The 15,703-nt window shown below is 40.7% G+C and carries 22 protein-coding genes and 2 pseudogenes; 18 read left to right on the forward strand and 6 right to left on the reverse strand.

Annotated features, from left to right (window positions below; genetic code table 11):
• Nucleotides 1-92 precede the first annotated feature (92 nt).
• The 15 genes and pseudogenes from V7K62_RS09335 to msrA (V7K62_RS09405) all read left to right on the forward strand — a co-directional run.
• Nucleotides 93-539: pseudogene (locus V7K62_RS09335) on the forward strand (site-specific integrase); the annotation flags it as partial.
• 2 nt (nt 540-541) lie between these two features.
• Nucleotides 542-811: pseudogene (locus V7K62_RS09340) on the forward strand (hypothetical protein); the annotation flags it as partial.
• Complete coding sequence (locus tag V7K62_RS09345; RefSeq protein ID WP_334863658.1) at nt 805-1,470, forward strand: hypothetical protein; 666 nt, start codon at nt 805-807, stop codon at nt 1,468-1,470. The pseudogene V7K62_RS09340 and the gene V7K62_RS09345, both read left to right, overlap by 7 nt.
• A gap of 368 nt (nt 1,471-1,838) precedes the next feature.
• Complete coding sequence (locus tag V7K62_RS09350; RefSeq protein WP_334863659.1) at nt 1,839-2,750, forward strand: AIM24 family protein; 912 nt, start codon at nt 1,839-1,841, stop codon at nt 2,748-2,750.
• Nucleotides 2,751-2,949: 199 nt separating this feature from the next.
• Entirely contained in the window at nt 2,950-3,267 is a 318-nt protein-coding gene (locus V7K62_RS09355; protein WP_334863660.1) for a hypothetical protein, read from the forward strand.
• Complete coding sequence (locus tag V7K62_RS09360) at nt 3,252-3,587, forward strand: aquaporin (RefSeq protein ID WP_334863680.1); 336 nt, start codon at nt 3,252-3,254, stop codon at nt 3,585-3,587. Before V7K62_RS09355 ends, V7K62_RS09360 begins: the two co-directional genes overlap by 16 nt.
• 36 nt (nt 3,588-3,623) lie before the next feature.
• Nucleotides 3,624-3,788 (forward strand): hypothetical protein, encoded by a 165-nt coding sequence (locus tag V7K62_RS09365; protein ID WP_334863661.1) that lies wholly within the window; start codon nt 3,624-3,626, stop codon nt 3,786-3,788.
• Nucleotides 3,789-3,917: 129 nt separating this feature from the next.
• Nucleotides 3,918-4,652: an FAD-binding oxidoreductase gene (locus V7K62_RS09370; protein WP_334863662.1), complete on the forward strand. Its 735-nt coding sequence runs from the start codon at nt 3,918-3,920 to the stop codon at nt 4,650-4,652.
• Nucleotides 4,653-4,721: 69 nt separating this feature from the next.
• Entirely contained in the window at nt 4,722-4,943 is a 222-nt protein-coding gene (locus tag V7K62_RS09375) for a 2Fe-2S iron-sulfur cluster-binding protein (RefSeq protein ID WP_334863663.1), read from the forward strand.
• Between the two features lie 89 nt (nt 4,944-5,032).
• Entirely contained in the window at nt 5,033-5,380 is a 348-nt protein-coding gene (locus V7K62_RS09380) for an MOSC domain-containing protein (RefSeq protein WP_334863664.1), read from the forward strand.
• Nucleotides 5,381-5,390: 10 nt separating this feature from the next.
• On the forward strand, nt 5,391-5,705 hold the full coding sequence (locus tag V7K62_RS09385) for a 3-alpha domain-containing protein (RefSeq protein WP_334863665.1): 315 nt from the start codon (nt 5,391-5,393) through the stop codon (nt 5,703-5,705).
• A gap of 471 nt (nt 5,706-6,176) precedes the next feature.
• Entirely contained in the window at nt 6,177-7,322 is a 1,146-nt protein-coding gene (locus V7K62_RS09390; protein WP_334863666.1) for an AAA family ATPase, read from the forward strand.
• On the forward strand, nt 7,319-7,927 hold the full coding sequence (locus V7K62_RS09395; protein WP_334863667.1) for a DUF4276 family protein: 609 nt from the start codon (nt 7,319-7,321) through the stop codon (nt 7,925-7,927). The genes V7K62_RS09390 and V7K62_RS09395 overlap by 4 nt, the downstream gene beginning before the upstream one ends.
• A 313-nt stretch (nt 7,928-8,240) precedes the next feature.
• Entirely contained in the window at nt 8,241-8,609 is a 369-nt protein-coding gene (locus V7K62_RS09400) for an L-histidine N(alpha)-methyltransferase (protein ID WP_442937245.1), read from the forward strand.
• 122 nt (nt 8,610-8,731) lie between these two features.
• Entirely contained in the window at nt 8,732-9,409 is a 678-nt protein-coding gene (gene msrA, locus V7K62_RS09405) for a peptide-methionine (S)-S-oxide reductase MsrA (RefSeq protein WP_334863669.1), read from the forward strand.
• A gap of 37 nt (nt 9,410-9,446) precedes the next feature.
• Here msrA (V7K62_RS09405) and msrA (V7K62_RS09410) read toward each other — a convergent pair whose 3' ends face one another.
• Complete coding sequence (msrA, locus tag V7K62_RS09410) at nt 9,447-9,938, reverse strand: peptide-methionine (S)-S-oxide reductase MsrA (protein ID WP_334863670.1); 492 nt, start codon at nt 9,936-9,938, stop codon at nt 9,447-9,449.
• A gap of 165 nt (nt 9,939-10,103) precedes the next feature.
• On the opposite strand from msrA (V7K62_RS09410), the gene V7K62_RS09415 reads away from it, so the two are divergent.
• On the forward strand, nt 10,104-10,277 hold the full coding sequence (locus V7K62_RS09415) for a hypothetical protein (RefSeq protein WP_334863671.1): 174 nt from the start codon (nt 10,104-10,106) through the stop codon (nt 10,275-10,277).
• Between the two features lie 134 nt (nt 10,278-10,411).
• Here V7K62_RS09415 and V7K62_RS09420 read toward each other — a convergent pair whose 3' ends face one another.
• From V7K62_RS09420 to V7K62_RS09440, 5 genes are all read right to left on the reverse strand, one after another.
• The gene (locus V7K62_RS09420; RefSeq protein ID WP_334863672.1) at nt 10,412-11,008 is read right to left on the reverse strand and encodes a peroxiredoxin-like family protein; all 597 of its coding nucleotides are present in this window, start codon (nt 11,006-11,008) and stop codon (nt 10,412-10,414) included.
• A gap of 366 nt (nt 11,009-11,374) precedes the next feature.
• Nucleotides 11,375-11,515: a hypothetical protein gene (locus V7K62_RS09425; RefSeq protein ID WP_334863673.1), complete on the reverse strand. Its 141-nt coding sequence runs from the start codon at nt 11,513-11,515 to the stop codon at nt 11,375-11,377.
• On the reverse strand, nt 11,502-11,717 hold the full coding sequence (locus tag V7K62_RS09430; protein ID WP_334863675.1) for a hypothetical protein: 216 nt from the start codon (nt 11,715-11,717) through the stop codon (nt 11,502-11,504). The genes V7K62_RS09425 and V7K62_RS09430 overlap by 14 nt, the downstream gene beginning before the upstream one ends.
• Nucleotides 11,718-11,805: 88 nt before the next feature.
• Entirely contained in the window at nt 11,806-11,952 is a 147-nt protein-coding gene (locus V7K62_RS09435; protein ID WP_334863676.1) for a hypothetical protein, read from the reverse strand.
• A 61-nt stretch (nt 11,953-12,013) separates the two neighbouring features.
• Nucleotides 12,014-12,373, reverse strand: coding sequence for a hypothetical protein (locus tag V7K62_RS09440; RefSeq protein WP_334863677.1), 360 nt, complete (start codon nt 12,371-12,373; stop codon nt 12,014-12,016).
• A 585-nt stretch (nt 12,374-12,958) separates the two neighbouring features.
• Here V7K62_RS09440 and V7K62_RS09445 point away from each other — a divergent pair.
• Nucleotides 12,959-14,461, forward strand: a complete 1,503-nt coding sequence (locus V7K62_RS09445; protein WP_334863678.1) for an FAD-dependent oxidoreductase — start codon at nt 12,959-12,961, stop codon at nt 14,459-14,461.
• A 201-nt stretch (nt 14,462-14,662) separates the two neighbouring features.
• Nucleotides 14,663-15,538, forward strand: coding sequence for a filamentous hemagglutinin N-terminal domain-containing protein (locus tag V7K62_RS09450; protein WP_334863679.1), 876 nt, complete (start codon nt 14,663-14,665; stop codon nt 15,536-15,538).
• Nucleotides 15,539-15,703: the final 165 nt, after the last annotated feature.

A 15,703-nucleotide genomic window follows, 5' to 3' on the forward strand; every position in this document is an offset into this window, starting at 1 on the left:
TGTCTGCTGGTTAGAGGATTCCGTATTTACTAGTATTATAAACTACCAATTTTTTAGCGATCGCTCTTTGGGGAAAAACTTTTTGGTTTACTGATGTTGGGTCCTTTGATGGCAAGCTACTGTTTTTACCCGATACCAAAACCAATGAACCACGCTTAGTTCCACTAAAAAAAGAGAGTCGAGAAGTTTTAACACAATATTTGCGATCGCGAGAACACCAAATAGAGGTGTTGACTAGCCTCAGCCCACTGATGATTTCACACCATGCTTCATATAAGGGTGAACGCTTGAGTTATCACGGCATTTACTTCGCTGTGGAAAAAATCGGTGAACTAGCTCATATTGTTGATTTACATCCTCACTCCTTTCGGCATACTTATGCTACTGACCTATTGCTATTGGGTGTTGACCCCAGCCATGCGCGGAAGCTGACAGGACATCAAAGCGAGAAAGCGTTTCGGCGGTATACGCTTCGTAGTGAACAAGAAGCAGCGGTCGCTGCTTACTATCGCGCGATTGGTGAAGAGGAAGCAGAGTAGATATGCCAAAGCCACTCGATCCCAAATGCCAGTTATGTGCCAAGTTACCAACAGCTAAAGCCAAGGTGCTGCATGGGACAAATGGGGATGGATGCTGGAATCCTAAAGTTTGCCATAATCGTCGTTCCTTCTATCACCGTCGAACCGATGATAATTCTATGCAACTGGATGCGATCGCCATTGACCCACCAGCAACATATTTCGCTGTGTTGTACTTGTATAAAGAATCAGGCGATAAACCATTACACGCTTTAGGTGCAGAGCTATGGCTACCTATCGCCAATTAACAATCTGGGATGTACTAGATGAGATGTCAGTTGCTCCGCCGACATCAACATTAGCTCCAGTGTGGGAATGTTTGGATACTGAGCTTGAGAATTTATCAACAGAAGCACAATTATCTACCGCAGCAGAAGCCTTTTATCAAATCGCAGATATTCTCAAATCCCGTGCTGAGTCAATATTGCAAGATGTACGCGCTCAAAACGATACTGATGGGCCAATTATTAGTACTGGTATCTTTGCTGGATTAGTGCCGACAACAATGCAGCTTGATTTGGATGATTTGATCGAAGAGATAATACCGCAAACTTTTAGACTACATGGTTCACACCATTTTACTCAAACTGCTACTAGCACTGATTCAGTCGCAGCCCCTGTTCAGAAAGAGAATATCTTCGCAATGCTAGAATCCGTCAAAACTGTAGAAGATGTTCATCGCTTGGCGGGTGATGAAGATGTCGAAAAATGGCACAGCGCCATCGCTAACTACCTGATGAATGTCAAAGATGAAATTTCTTTGGCTAAACTGCAACAGGGATTGAAGATGCCGATGGTGGAGGTTTGGTTAGGATTGTTACTTGGTGGTTTTACTTTGGAGCAACGTGGAGATTTTTATAACAGTCGGAATATTTGGGTAATAACATGCTAAGTAGTACGAGCGATTGGTGTTTGGGTAGTAGAAGAGATTTAAGCGACATTGAGTTAGGAGCAACAAGCTTAGATTATAGTCAATCTGAACAGTGCGTTGCAGCAAAATGAATAAAGTCCTCCTCTGTCCAAAGCAATCTCGGCAGTATTCCTCAAAGGTAGGGTGCGTGGAACGGTAAAGTAGGCGATTTCCCAGATGAAGAGCGGGGTTTGTGCCGAAAATACTCTTTTTCCTCTGCCCAAATGCCTTCTTATCAAAGTGGACTAACTGTTTTAATGCTGTCAGAACTTGTTACTTGACAGCAATGAATTACCTTTGCAACTGCTAAAAATAAGGTAATCAGATAATTCCCGGTTAGCATACGAGTAATGACAAAACTCTGCCCCGATTGCAATCATCAATACCCTTTAGGTAACAAGTTCTGTAGTGCCTGCGGCAATCCTGTTAATGACATTGCTTTTTGTCAGCCAACTGATCTATCCAAAAACTATTTACCATCTAATACTATGCCAGATTTCAGTAGCGAACCGACCCCGGAATTGAGAAATCCCCAAGAAACCTTTCATTCCGGTGACTTAAGCTTAAGAATCCAAGGAGAAGTAGTGCCTGTAGTAGATGTTCATTTAGGGCAACAGCAATCGATTTACTTTGAACATCATATTCTCCTATGGAAGCACCCGAATGTTCGCCTTGGTGTCAAAGGCTTGAAAGGGGCTGCCAAACGTTTTTTTGCTGGGCTACAAATTTTTATCAGTGAAGCACATGGGCCAGGAAATATCGCTTTCTCCCGCGAGGCACCTGGACAGATTGTAGTACTACGATTGGAGCGTGGACAGACAGTTGATGTCCGCGAACATCAGTTCTTACTCGCTACCAGTAATATTGAGTATAGTTTCTTTTTCCAGCGAGGGCTGGCAAACCTCTTTTTTAGTCGCAGTGGTGGTTTCTTTATTGACCGCTTTATTGGTCAACAACAAGGAGGGTTGCTTTTAATCCACGGTTACGGTAATGTTTTTGAAAAATACCTCGCTCCTGGAGAAGTGCTTGATGTAGAACCTGGAGCATGGCTATGGAAAGATTCATCGGTGAAAATGGAGACAGTGACAGCCTTACAATCCAGTGGCGGCATCTTCGGAGCAATTGGGGTAATGCTTGGCGGTATTTCATTCACTCTCAACCGTTTTATTGGCCCTGGTCGTTTAGGATTACAGTCTATGACTTATCACCCACCTGCTTCTGAGGGCGCAAGTCTTGTCGGTGGCAGCGCTAATCTTGGCTGAAGTTCCAGCCAGCAGTGGATCGATTGAGATGAAAAATATTCGCTTCCATCTAAGGTAACTAATAACTGTCCACCGAAGACTTCAAATGGTTTTAAGTATCCTTTCCTTTTTAATATTCAGTAAATCTGTGCGAATAATTCAATTAATGCGATCGCTTCGCTAATAGTGAAAGCTACCCCAGTTAGTTAAGTTCTTATGTATGATGCAGACACTACGGAAACATTATCCAGAATATTTAATGGAAGCTGCGGGACTGGGGATATTTCTGATTTCTGCGGTGGTGGTGACTACCTTGTTAGAACATCCAGCTTCACCAATTCCACAAGCAATTTCTGACCCACTTTTACGACGGTTTATCATTGGTGTGGCGATGGGATTAATCGCTATTTGTATTATTTATTCTCCTTGGGGTAAACAATCAGGTGCACATCTCAATCCGATTGTCACTTCACTTTCTTTCGTCTCGGCAAAATTCAACCGTGGGATGTTATTTTTTACATCCTGGCTCACTTTATAGGTGGATTACTAGGATTGCTGTTTGCTGTAGTGGTGTTTAGAGATGCAGTTACCAATCCATCTATAAATTATATTGTCACAACTCCTGGTGCGGGTGGGGCAGGTGTGGCATTTTTGGCTGAACTGGTGATTTCTTTTGGAATGATGCTGATGATTTTGTTTGCATCCAATACCCCTAAAGTAGCACCATTTACAGGCATATTTGCAGGAGTAATGATTGCAACTTACATCACGGTAGAAGCACCATTGTCAGGTACGAGCATGAACCCAGCCTATAGTCTTGAAATTATTCCTCCACCTGCTGAATCTTCACAGATATAGTCCAACATCACTAAAAGTATTAGACAGGAGACAACGATGCTAGAAAGTCTGGGAAGAATTAAGAATCCATTAGTCAGAAGTATAGCCGCAGCAGCTACAGTTGGTTCAGTAATCACCTTATCTGCTGCTGTTGTAATTGGAGTAACCAATGCCAAAGATAAATCTGCCTATCAATTTGGTGTCTATTCCTCACTGTTTTGAACAGCTAGTGATGCAATCTTTGGTTTAGTTTATACAAGCAAAGCAAGTCGAAACAAATCTACTCTAAACCTCAAAGCATCAGATAGTCATGTTTGGCAAGATTGGCGAAATTTTCTTGTTGTTAGTAAGGTGAAAGAGAGCGAAGAAATTATCTCTTTTTATTTAAAATTTGAAGATAAAGAGGAAATTCCTAACTTTCAACCAGGTCAATTTTTAACCATCAAACTTGATATACCTGGACAGGATAAGCCTATAGTTCGTACTTACTCGCTTTCAGATTATTCTGAAAAATGTGAATACTATCGTCTCTCAATTAAGGGCGAACCTGCACCAAACGGATTAGATGTCATGCCAGGTATAGCATCTAATTTTATGCACGCTCGCATTCAGGAAGGTTCAGTAATTCTAGCAAAACCACCAAACGGTAAATTTGTTTTGGATATGCAGAAGTCTATCCCCACAGTGTTGATTAGCAATGGTGTGGGAATTACGCCAATGATTAGTATGGTGAAGGCTTGTACCCTTGTTAATCCTACTCATCCTATTTGGTTTGTACATGGTGCTAGAGACGGAAATTTTCATGCTTTTCGAGATGAAGTGACGGAGTTAGCAGGGCAAAATCCTAATCTGAATGTGCATTTTCGCTATAGTCGTTCTACACCTGAAGATACAGGTAAATACCAGAGTGTTGGTTATGTTGATGCTGCTCTGATTCAAGAGTTAGTACGACAAGAAGCTGAGTATTTTTTGTGTGGTTCTCCATCTTTTATGCAGTCCATAATACAAGGATTGAAGGAATCGGGAGTACCTGACAGTAGAGTATTCTTTGAATCTTTCGGTAAACCGATGAAAAGTGTGTCTTAGAAACAAACTCAAACGGCAACTGGAGATGAGAAATTTGCAGAAATTGTCTTTGCAAAATCTGGCAAAACTTTGACATGGCAACCTAGTGATGGCACTATCCTAGAATTTGCCGAAGCCAATGATATTAATCCACCTTTTAGTTGTCGTGTAGGTGTTTGCGGTACTTGTATGTGTAAAATCCGCGAAGGTGTAGTTGCTTACCAAGAAGAACCAACTGCAAGAACTGATAAGGGTTCGGTGTTGATTTGTATTTCTCAACCTGGAACGGCAAAATTGGTGTTGGATATTTAATAAAATCCTCTGATAATCAAGTAATATCAAGCATGTTATCTATCAGACTTAATATCGGTACAAAATTTTATTAGAGGAGATATGAAATTGTGCAAGTTATCTCAGTCAACGTAGAACTTCCCCGTGAAGTACTTTGGAAGGGCAAAACAGTTACAACTGGGATTTTTAAAGAACCAGTTGGGGGACGGGTGATGATGCGAACGCTCAACTTAGACGGGGATAGACAAGCTGATTTGAGTGTTCACGGGGGGAAAGACAAAGCAGTTTATGCTTATCCATTCGAGGATTACGACTATTGGCGGCGCAAGTTACCTGATATGGATTTCCCCTGGGGAATGTTTGGTGAAAACCTTACTACAGTTGGGCTGTTAGAAGATGAGGTTAATATTGGCGTTCACGAAGTGTGCGCGATAGCGCTCTCGCTTCCAAATCGGTAGCGCGGAGGTAATGGTGACTCAACCTCGAATGCCTTGTCATAAACTCTTAATCAAGTTTGGACGGGCTGATATAGTTAAACAGTTTTTAGATAGCCGCCTAACGGGGTTCTACTTTTCGGTGTTGCAAGAAGGTAAAGTCGGAAATGGTGATACTTTGTCGTTAATTAGTCGAGACTTAAACAATGTCACTGTTGCTGACATCACCCGACTTTATGCACGGGAAATACACGACTTAGAACTGTTACACCGCGCCATACAAGTGGAGGCTTTACGTACAGGTTGGCGAGACTACTTTCAGCAGCAAATCGAAAAGTTTAAAAGATAAATTTCATCAAAAGTCCTTTTATTTTTTAAACAAATTGGTTTAAAGGTTGCGTTTAGCCACAGCAGATTTACGTCAACTCAGTACCAGGAGCTTTATATACTCAAAACGGGTTAGAGCTTTACTTTTAAAATCGCTAAGAGATTAGCAGGCAAAATTTTCTTTGCTTAGGCAAAAGTCCAGCAATCAGCCGTTTTTAGTAGACTACAGCACTTCCGGCTATTATGAAGCATAATTTTACCCATATCCCTTTTCTATCCTAACTTTTGAGACTGTGTGCGTACCTCATAGCAAGCGGAAGTGCTGTATCTCCTGTAATGGGGTTGTTATAGCACCTCAACTTGAAACCTGAATTGCATAGAGGTGTTTCTCCATTTATATGGTTTGCTCAAGCTTTTTGGAGATATACTGAGGATTGCTTGAATCTTAATTCTTAAGCAAGTTTAACTATTCTCAATTATAGTCGTTAACTGTATGGATAGATTTGAAAACATATCGGTAAGAGGTTTTCGCCGTCTTTGGCAAGTCAATCTTGAGATGAGGGATCTAATCGTGATGATTGGTGCGAATGGGGCAGGAAAAACCTCTTTTTTAGATGTTCTTTCAACACTAGCCGCTTCAGCCAATGGCAAGTTACAAGAGACATTACAGTTGAAAGGTGGTTTAAACGAAATTTTAACTAGAGGCAAAGCGCAGGAACTTGAAATCTCACTTTCAATGAAAGTGCCAGAAGAAAAACCTTTGAAATATGGTTTAACATTGTCCCCTAAAGGCTTATCTTATGAAATTAGAAATGAAACTTTAACGCAGCAGAGAAATCCTATTAAACCTGAGCCATTTAAGTATATTGAATCGCATAGCTTAGATATTACATATTTTCAGGAAGGTAGTGGACTTTTAAGACCAAACTGGGAACATAATTATCTTGAAACATCGCTTTCCCAAGTTCCTAAGATGTATCGTGAGCCTGAAAACTTGAGAAAAAGCCTTGCTTCTTGTACTTATTACGGGGCACTTGATGTTTCGCAGAAAAGTCCAATTCGCTTACCTCAACAAATGCGTCCCGCGAAGCTACCTGGTGCAAGTGGTGAAGATTTAGTTTCCTGTCTCTATGATCTTCGAGAAAGTGATAGAGATCGCTTTGAAATGGTTGAAAATGTTATTTCTACAGCATTTCCAGATTTTGAGAGGTTAAACTTTCCTCCAGTTGCCGCAGGAACTATTTCCATGACTTGGACAGATAGAAATTTTTCTCAGCCTATATATGTACATGAGCTATCAGAGGGGACACTGCGCTTTCTTTGGTTAGTTACTCTTCTGCAAAGCCAAAGCTTAACAACAATCACTCTGCTAGATGAGCCAGAAGTCAGCTTACATCCTGAACTTTTGAGACATTTAGCATATTTAATGAGAGAGGCTTCAAAACACACGCAGCTTATAGTAGCAACGCATTCAGACCGGCTGATTAGATTTGTTAAACCAAATGAGGTTCTAATTTGTGACCTTGAAGAAGGTGAGGCAAAGATGACTTGGGCTGACACTCTTGATCTGGATAAGTGGTTGGCAGATTACACCCTTGATCAACTTTGGGGAATGAATTTGATGGGTGGGCGTCCATGAAGATTGCTATTTTAGTTGAGGGGGCTACTGAGGTAGCTTTTAAAGAAAAACTGCGTCAGTTTCTCCAAACTCGTTTAGGGCAACAAATGCCAAAACTGAAGTTTATTCCACAACATGGTCGAATTCCTAAAGAAGAAAAACTTAGGCGTGTAGTTGAAAATTTACTAACTGGCAATAATGGTTATGATGCTGTAATTGCGCTGATAGACGTTTATACAGGAACTAACGATTTTCAAGATGCGGCTGATGCTAAAGCCCAAATGATGCAGTGGGTTGGTAACAACCCCAGGTTTTATCCACACACAGCACTACATGACTTTGAAGCATGGCTTCTTCCGTATTGGAAAACTATCCAATCCTTAGCAAAACATAATCGCTCTGCTCCTAGTGGTTCTCCTGAAACTGTGAATCACCAAAAACCTCCTTCATACTGGCTCAAGGAAATTTTCAAATCAGGAGGACGCCAAGATTATGACAAGCCTATTCATGGGACAAAGATTTTGAAGGACAATGATCTTATGATTGTTATTCAGTCTTGTCCAGAACTAAAAGCTTTTGTAAATCAGATCCTCTCTCTTTGTGATGAAAATCAAGTAATTCCTTAATTTTGAAGGAGTAAGTTGGTTTGAGGAACGTAGGCGCAGCCTTACCGCAGGGTAAAAGAACATTATCAACCCATTTGATTGGATAGTTTCGAGGCGAAAATACTTAAATGCTCTAGCTGCTTCAGAAATTAGACCAATACCCATTCGTTTCATCAAAATTAATATAAATTTTTCCTGAGTTTATCCTAGATTTTTATTTATCAATTCACCTAGCAAATTTTAATCAAAATATCAGCCCCATCTTTGATAAAAATGTGATACTCAATATAGCAAATTAATTAAAATAAAGTGCAGATATGCAGAGGGTGAGATGATGACAACTCCAACCCAAGTAAAAATCAGATTGGCAGAAGCTCAAAATCACATAGCACATTGGCGTAAATGGGGGCCATATTTAAGCGATCGCCAGTGGGGAACAGTACGCGAAGACTACAGCCCCAATGAAATGCATCTACAAAGTCTCAAAAATCAAACCGCAGTCTTAGAAGCTTTGGATTATCAGGTTTATCTCCAGTCTGGGGAAACAATTCGTACCGAAATATCCCGCAAGTTTCATCTACCAAGTTTAGTTTCTGTTTTAGAGAATCATGCACTCCAGCCATTACAAATCTGGTCAGATCCTCAAGGTTGGTTCGGTTTAATATTATGCCAACGTCAGGTTACAACTCATGAATATCTCTAAGCGGAAAAATACTTCTGCCGAAAGTTTTTATCGCCGAGTTGGATTTGAAGATTGCTATCTAATGACAAAATAGCTGAATAAACTCGGTTCTTCGTCTATTAAATAAAAGAGTTCACAACCTCATGTCAATTCATAACTTTACTCTCTCCCGCCAGTTATTACGCAACTTGTCCATCTTTTCGCTGACTATTGTACTCCTATACGGTGCATCTCGTGTGATACTCCCTGCTCCCGCCACTGATATTTCGACTGCTGCACCGAAGGGAAAGCAAGTAGCGGTTTTCGCTGGTGGGTGCTACTGGGGAATGGAAGCAGTTTTTGAGCATCTATTAGGTGTTTCTGATGTCGTTTCTGGCTTTTCTGGAGGCGATGCAAAAACCGCAGACTACGCGATTGTTAGTGCTGGATTAACTAATCATGCTGAATCCGTAAAAATCACTTACGATCCATCAAAAATATCATATAATCAGCTTCTCAAAGTCTACTTTTTGGTAGCCCATGACCCGACAGAGTTGAATCGACAAGGCCCCGACTCAGGTAAGCAATATCGTTCGGCGATCTTTTTTGCTAACGATGAGCAGAAACAAGCTGCACAAAAATATATTGCTCAACTCAACAAATCGCGAATCTTCGATAAGCCAATTGTGACGGAATTAGATCCTTTGAAAGGTTTTTATCAGGCGGCGGCATACCATCAGAATTATATAGTGCATCATCCGAGCGATCGCTATGTGGTAGTGAATGACTTGCCGAAGCTGGCTAAACTTCAAGCAAAGTTCCCTGATATGTATAGCAAGTAAGGGGATTTATAGCATTCGACTTTTAACATCCCCCTGATTAGCCTATCCTGTAAGATGCTCGTCCATGCTTCTCCAGATATTGCTGATGATACTCTTCCGCTCTATAGAATTGCGGTGCAGCTACAATCTCTGTCACAATTGGATTTTTCTGATAACGAGAACTATTCTCAAGTTGCTCCTTGGATGCTCTTGCTAATAATTCCTGCTCTGGTGTGTGGAAAAATATCACTGACCAATATTGATAACCAACATCTAGCTCCTGATGGTTTGATGCTGTGGGATTGTGCTTACTCCAAAACACATTTAGCAGTTCATCATAAGATACTATTGCCGGATCGTATTCCACTTCCACTACCTCAGCATGTCCAGTTTTTCCTCTACAGACATCTTCGTAGGTTGGATTATCAAAGTGTCCGCCACTGTAACCAACTGCTGTAGAAGTTACTCCTTTTACTTGACGAAATGCTGCTTCAACTCCCCAGAAACAGCCTGCTCCAAATGTCGCTTTTTGTAGATTAGCGTTTTGCATATCTTTGACAACTCTTTTGTGATAATTCTAAATAAAAATCATCAAATCAGATAGATACTTGAGAAGGAAATATTTTCTCAAAGCTACCTGATTTATTAGAATTACAGATTATTCTGATACGAGTATGATATAAAGCTGAATATTATCTAAGAATTGGAAAAAATAGTGAAATCTAAAATTAATATACTACTACTACAGGGCAGAATTAAAGAAGTCGGAAGTCGGAAGTCGGAAGTCGGAAGTCGGAAGTCGGAAGTCGGAAGTCGGAAGTCGGAAGTCGGAAGTCGGACTCGCTACCGCTACGAAGAGAGGAAGTACAGTTTTGTAACGGGGATTTAGACCCCGCCACAAAACTTACGGCTTGTTAGAAGCCGGGGACTTAAACCCGCCGAAGTTTGTTAAAAATTAAAAATGAATGCAGCGTAAGCGTTTCATTGCTTTTGGAATGGGTGGTTTATCTACGCCGTGCTGTACTAGCTTTTGCTAACTATAGGAATATTTCGTAGAATACTCACTATTTCAATTGGGTCTAACCGTTTAGTGTAATCTGCATCAACAAAAGCATAAACGATTTTTCCGTCTCGATCAACTACAAATGTAGCTGGAATAGGTAGTTCAAAAGACTCATCTCCATTGTATCTAGGTAACACATGACCCTTTGAGTCTAATATAGGTCTTAGATACTCCGGGATTTGAAACACAATTCCAAATTGACGAGCAATCATATTGCTGCGATCGCTCAATACTTCATAAGTTAGTTCATGTTTTTGTACAGTTGATATGGTATGACGAGTAGTTTGAGGTGAAATAGCAATTATTGATGCTCCTAATGTTTTAATTGCAGGTAATGCTTGTTGGAGTCCTGCTAGTTCCAAGTTACAGAAAGGACACCAATAACCTCGAAAAAAGGAAATAACTACAGGCCCACTAACTAGTAGTTTTTGTAATTCTACTGCTTTGCTGAAAGCATTAGGTAGAATGAAATTAGGAATAATATCTCCTACCTTTAAAGTTTGGTCAATTATACCTGAACAAATTAGCTCATTTTTGAGAGACTCTGTAAAATTCATCGTAATTTTCCTGAAAGTTAACTTATACTTTTATGTACCTTTCTAGAGAAATACTGTTGCAGTGAATTTACTGAAATGAGATAAGTAGACCCTTGGATTTGCATTACTGGGATAATTGCTTTAGGTTCCAAGGCATGATTATCATCTACTATTCTTGTTGTTTTTATACACGTTAAGCCATCCGTTCAATGAGCCGGGAATAATCCGTTCAGCACAAGTGGCGCAAGTGTTTTCGCCGCTTAGTAGTTCGTACAATAACAGCTTGAAACTGAAGCGTTCGCTTACCGCTTTCATACAACGAGTTATTTATTGCACTGTTGCATTGTGTATTTGTTGCATTTAACCTATTGTTTACTAGCTGTATCGTCACTTCTGCTGCTTCCAAACCAGGTTGTATTCTCTCTCAACAGCCGCCAGCAGCTTTGCCTGCAAGGATGACAGATACGGTTTAGCTTGCTTACCCAACCCCTGCAACAGCCAATCCACAGCCTCGTCACGGCTGGCCACTTGATGCAACTGCTGTAACCTCACACATAGCTGCTGCATAAATTGGCAATCTTCCATCTTGCAGTTCCAGTAACTTCAGGTGTTCAATCTTCACGGTGTAGTCGCCGTCCCAGGTTTGAACTGTACAACTGTATTCCCCAACATGGCTGACTACTCCCCAATAACCCGCTTTACCTCTCAAGTCTAGGTTATCCTTTGGCAAGAGAATGCATATTTCCCCAACGTGGTGAGGATTGGGTACTTTCGTCCTTTTGCGTATCCTATCCACTATATCTTTGACTATGCGATCGCTAGGGAATCTTATTGCCAGCTTGCTCTACTGCCTGCTGCCATACATCTGCTTGCACAGCCGGTTCCAACTCAGCTTTCGCCAAAAAGCGCAATTGTCGTTCATTTGTCGGCATCGGAATTTGCCGACCATTGGTATTGGTCGGCAAAAACTTTTGAAGATTCTCATAAACCACAGTAGCTGAAATCTTTAAGTATGCTGCATCACGACTATAATTGAAGCGATGGCTTCGCCAACGCCAAGGGCGAACGCGGCAATACTCCTCGAAAGTCCGGTGCGTGGAACGGTACAATCTGCGATCGCCTACGGCGGGGCGTAAGCCCATCGCGCAACTCCATCAGCGCCTGACCCGCTTCTAAAAATGCACGTTCTACACGGCGTTCTAAGTTCAAGCGTAAGCTTTGTTCTTCGGGGGTCAACTCTAGAACTTCAACAGCCACAACCTCAATGGTTGCTGAGGCTGCCTTGTGTTGGGCAGAAATATTTTCGGGAGTAGAGTCGGTGGCTGGCTTTGGTTCAACAGATGCCGCAGAGGTAGCTTTCTTGTGTCTGGATGGTAGTTTGTTCATTATGCTACCTCCAGGACAAATTGGCTCGTAGCAATATTGAGTTGTGTCATCATGAAAATAGAGTTTTTTATTTATACCCCCATCCTTCAAATAGGCTGGGGTTTTTCGTTGCTTTTTATATTTTGCAGTCTTAAAACACTACCAAATATAAAACACATTACAGCACTTCCGGCTATTACGGAGTACAGATGGTTGAGGTGCTCGACAGGCAATTAAAGGATAGTTCGATTTAACGTACCTCATAGCAACCGGAAGTGCTGTAAACGCGTTAGGATTACCCTTAAATGCTGCTTTATCAATATTAATTAATAATTGGAAGTCTTTAGTAGCCCAATACTAAACAGAAATAGTCTCAAAAATTCTTCAAGCCAGTAATTTATGTGTTTGAATTCTTACAATAAAATCTAAAATTTTTACCTAAATTACTTAAATCATATTTCCTTTGTATAACGAAAATTTTACAATTATTTTTATTTATTAGAATTAAAACCTATGGGATTGGTATTAATATGCTAATACACTGATACAGTGTTTGAAGTTCCCTGTCAGATTTAGTCTGGTGTTTACTCGGCTTTATTTTGTTTTATGGAAATATATGATGTTGTAATTGTTGGTGCTGGACCTATTGGATTAGCAACTGCTATTGGCCTACGTAAGCGTGGTATTGAAAACGTTCAAGTCATTGATCAAACTCGCACCTTTCGTCACGTTGGTCATGGGTTAGATATTCTCCCCAATGGATTAAAAGCTCTCAAATGTTTAGATTCTAACGCTTACGAAGAGGTCAGGAAAACTAGTGTTAGGTTCTTTAATCCACAACAACCTAATGATGAGGAGACTGTCAAAACAACTCAGGAACAAAAGCCTTCAAAAATATCTCCTAGCTGGGTTTACAAAAATTTCCAGGGTCAGCTAATTCGGTCAATACCTCTTGGGTTCGACGACTGGTTTAAAGATTATGGGGAAGGTCGAGTGTCAATTCCTTGGTATGATTTGCAGACAACCTTAAGACATCTACTACCCCAGGAGCGGGTTCAGGCTAATCACCGTTGTATCAATGTTGTGGATGAACCAGAAAATCGGTGTGTCCGAATAGATTGCGTATCTGATACAAGCATAGAAGCCAACCCCTATGCTCATTGGACAAACGAACATAAACATAATGATACACAGTTCGAGAGTTCAAATATTCTCCCCCAACAATTAGAAACAAAATCGCTTCGAGCTAAGTTAATCGTTGCAGCAGACGGGATTAACTCTACAATTCGTAGAGTTCTTTATAAAGATAGTCCATATTGTGATTTTGCACAGCCAGAATATTCAGGATTTACAGCAATATCTTGTATGGAAATAGTTGATATTCCAAGTGAACTGGGGACAGAATTACAAGATAAATTCTTTCAAGAGTCATCAATTGTAACACTCAGTAATGATCAAATATTTAGTGATCAACCTTGGATAGAAAAACCCAGGTTGATGTTATTTCGCAAACGAAGCGGTGAAATTGGGTATATCATAACTCTAGCTTTGCCTTTGGATTCATTACAGGGGAAGTCTGGAAGTTCTTTGATTGATTTAGCTGTACAAGAGTTAGAGAAGGCAGACTTTCCTCACACACTCAAGCAATTAGTGCGTATCTCTCCTCCTGCTAATATGCAGCAGCGTCCATATTACATTCACCGTGCTACCATTTCAGATTTTATCCAAATCAAGAGCAAAACTGACATTAATACTGAAGACTACCCTGTCAAATTTCAGCCATCCTGGAGTAGCGGGCGAGTTGTATTGGTTGGTGATGCAGCACATGGAATGCCTCCGTTCACAGCTCAAGGAGCAAATCAAGGGCTTGAAGATGCACTAGCTATTGCAACGATTATTGCTAACATCGCTCTCGAAAATAACTGGGATGATTTGCAAGCTATAGCCACAGCCTTCGAGAAGTATGAGCGTCTTCGTCGTCCATTTGTGACATATGTCCAAAAGGCAACATTGACAGGTTTCCCTCACTCGTCAAACGAAAATTTGCAGGAATATCACCAACGGGTACATTGCCGTCATTTTGACCAAGTAGTAGAAGCGTTGTTGTGAAATCCTCTGCGACCAAATACATACTTAGGGTGCAGATTCATTCTTCTCTAACCTGGTGTCATCTGCACTAGGTTAAGCAAATTTTCTGCTCTAATTGGACTTGATAATTTTCTCAATCCAAATAATAGCCAGACTTTTTTCTCTGAGCAGCAGATGCATTTTATTCACCCACCAATCGCAAATATAAAAAAGGGGTGTTCAGTGAAACAGCGTGCTATACAAATCTGGAGTATTCAAGGCAGCACCTTCTTTTTCTTACTAGCCTCTTCATCAGTTCAGGCACAAGTTATACCAGATACCACATTGCCTACTAATTCCCTTGTTACCAATCAAGAAAATGCCAATTTGATTGAAGGAGGAACCAAAGTGGGAAACAACCTCTTCCACAGCTTTGAAAAATTTTCTTTACCAACTGGGAGTACTGCTTACTTCAAAAATAGTTCAGACATTCAGAATATTATTAGTCGGGTGACGGGCACATCTATCTCTAACATTGATGGTTTAATTCGAGCGAATGGTACAGCTAACTTGTTCCTGCTCAACCCTAATGGAATTATTTTGGGGCCTAATGCAAGCTTAAACATTGGTGGCTCGTTTATTGATACTACAGCAAATAGTATCAAATTTTCTAATGGTGGTGAGTTTAGTGCCATTAATCCTCAAGAGACACCTTTGTTGACTGTTAGTTCTCCTGTTGGCTTACAACTTGGGAACAGTTCAGGTGCGATTCAAGTACAAGGTACACGTCAAGGTCTAACTGCTCCAAGTACACTATTTTCACCAATTACTAGGGGTAGTGGCTTAACTGGTTTTTCCGTAAAACCAGGTAAAACTTTAGCTTTGGTAGGGGGTGATATCACCTTAAAGGGTAGGACTTTGGCAGCAGAAGGAGGGAGGATTGAACTGAGCAGTGTTGGCTCTGATGTGATCACCCTCAGTCCAATTGCTCAAGGGTGGACTTTGGGATATGAAGGGGTATCTTCTTATAAGGACATTCATTTATCTCAACAGGCGCTAGTGGATGCTAGTGGAAATAATGGTGGCTCTATTGCTATCGGGAGCAATGCGATTTTGTGAGGTTTGGTCAAAAACAAGCGATCGCTAATCATCTCTTCCGTATAAATTAAATATTTAATACAATAATCTGAGTAGTATTCGTTAGAAGACACAAGATGTTCTAAAAACGAGGTTTCTGTACATTGTTGCGACTATAAAAAAGGTAAAATTTCCTTTCAAGAATAG

Origin of the sequence: Nostoc sp., from assembly GCF_036917935.1 — a bacterium.
Classification (GTDB): Bacteria; Cyanobacteriota; Cyanobacteriia; order Cyanobacteriales; family Nostocaceae; genus Nostoc.

Bases quoted from the DNA above. Each gene is read 5' to 3' on its own strand.
- msrA (WP_334863670.1), bottom strand. From the start codon at position 9,938: ATGCAAAACGCTAATCTACAAAAAGCGACATTTGGAGCAGGCTGTTTC.
- V7K62_RS09385 (WP_334863665.1), top strand. From the start codon at position 5,391: ATGGTGACTCAACCTCGAATGCCTTGTCATAAACTCTTAATCAAGTTT.
- V7K62_RS09365 (WP_334863661.1), top strand. From the start codon at position 3,624: ATGCTAGAAAGTCTGGGAAGAATTAAGAATCCATTAGTCAGAAGTATA.
- V7K62_RS09390 (WP_334863666.1), top strand. From the start codon at position 6,177: ATGGATAGATTTGAAAACATATCGGTAAGAGGTTTTCGCCGTCTTTGG.
- V7K62_RS09345 (WP_334863658.1), top strand. From the start codon at position 805: ATGGCTACCTATCGCCAATTAACAATCTGGGATGTACTAGATGAGATG.
- V7K62_RS09445 (WP_334863678.1), top strand. From the start codon at position 12,959: ATGGAAATATATGATGTTGTAATTGTTGGTGCTGGACCTATTGGATTA.
- V7K62_RS09400 (WP_442937245.1), top strand. From the start codon at position 8,241: ATGACAACTCCAACCCAAGTAAAAATCAGATTGGCAGAAGCTCAAAAT.
- V7K62_RS09420 (WP_334863672.1), bottom strand. From the start codon at position 11,008: ATGAATTTTACAGAGTCTCTCAAAAATGAGCTAATTTGTTCAGGTATA.
- V7K62_RS09350 (WP_334863659.1), top strand. From the start codon at position 1,839: ATGACAAAACTCTGCCCCGATTGCAATCATCAATACCCTTTAGGTAAC.
- V7K62_RS09395 (WP_334863667.1), top strand. From the start codon at position 7,319: ATGAAGATTGCTATTTTAGTTGAGGGGGCTACTGAGGTAGCTTTTAAA.
- msrA (WP_334863669.1), top strand. From the start codon at position 8,732: ATGTCAATTCATAACTTTACTCTCTCCCGCCAGTTATTACGCAACTTG.
- V7K62_RS09440 (WP_334863677.1), bottom strand. From the start codon at position 12,373: ATGAACAAACTACCATCCAGACACAAGAAAGCTACCTCTGCGGCATCT.
- V7K62_RS09355 (WP_334863660.1), top strand. From the start codon at position 2,950: ATGATGCAGACACTACGGAAACATTATCCAGAATATTTAATGGAAGCT.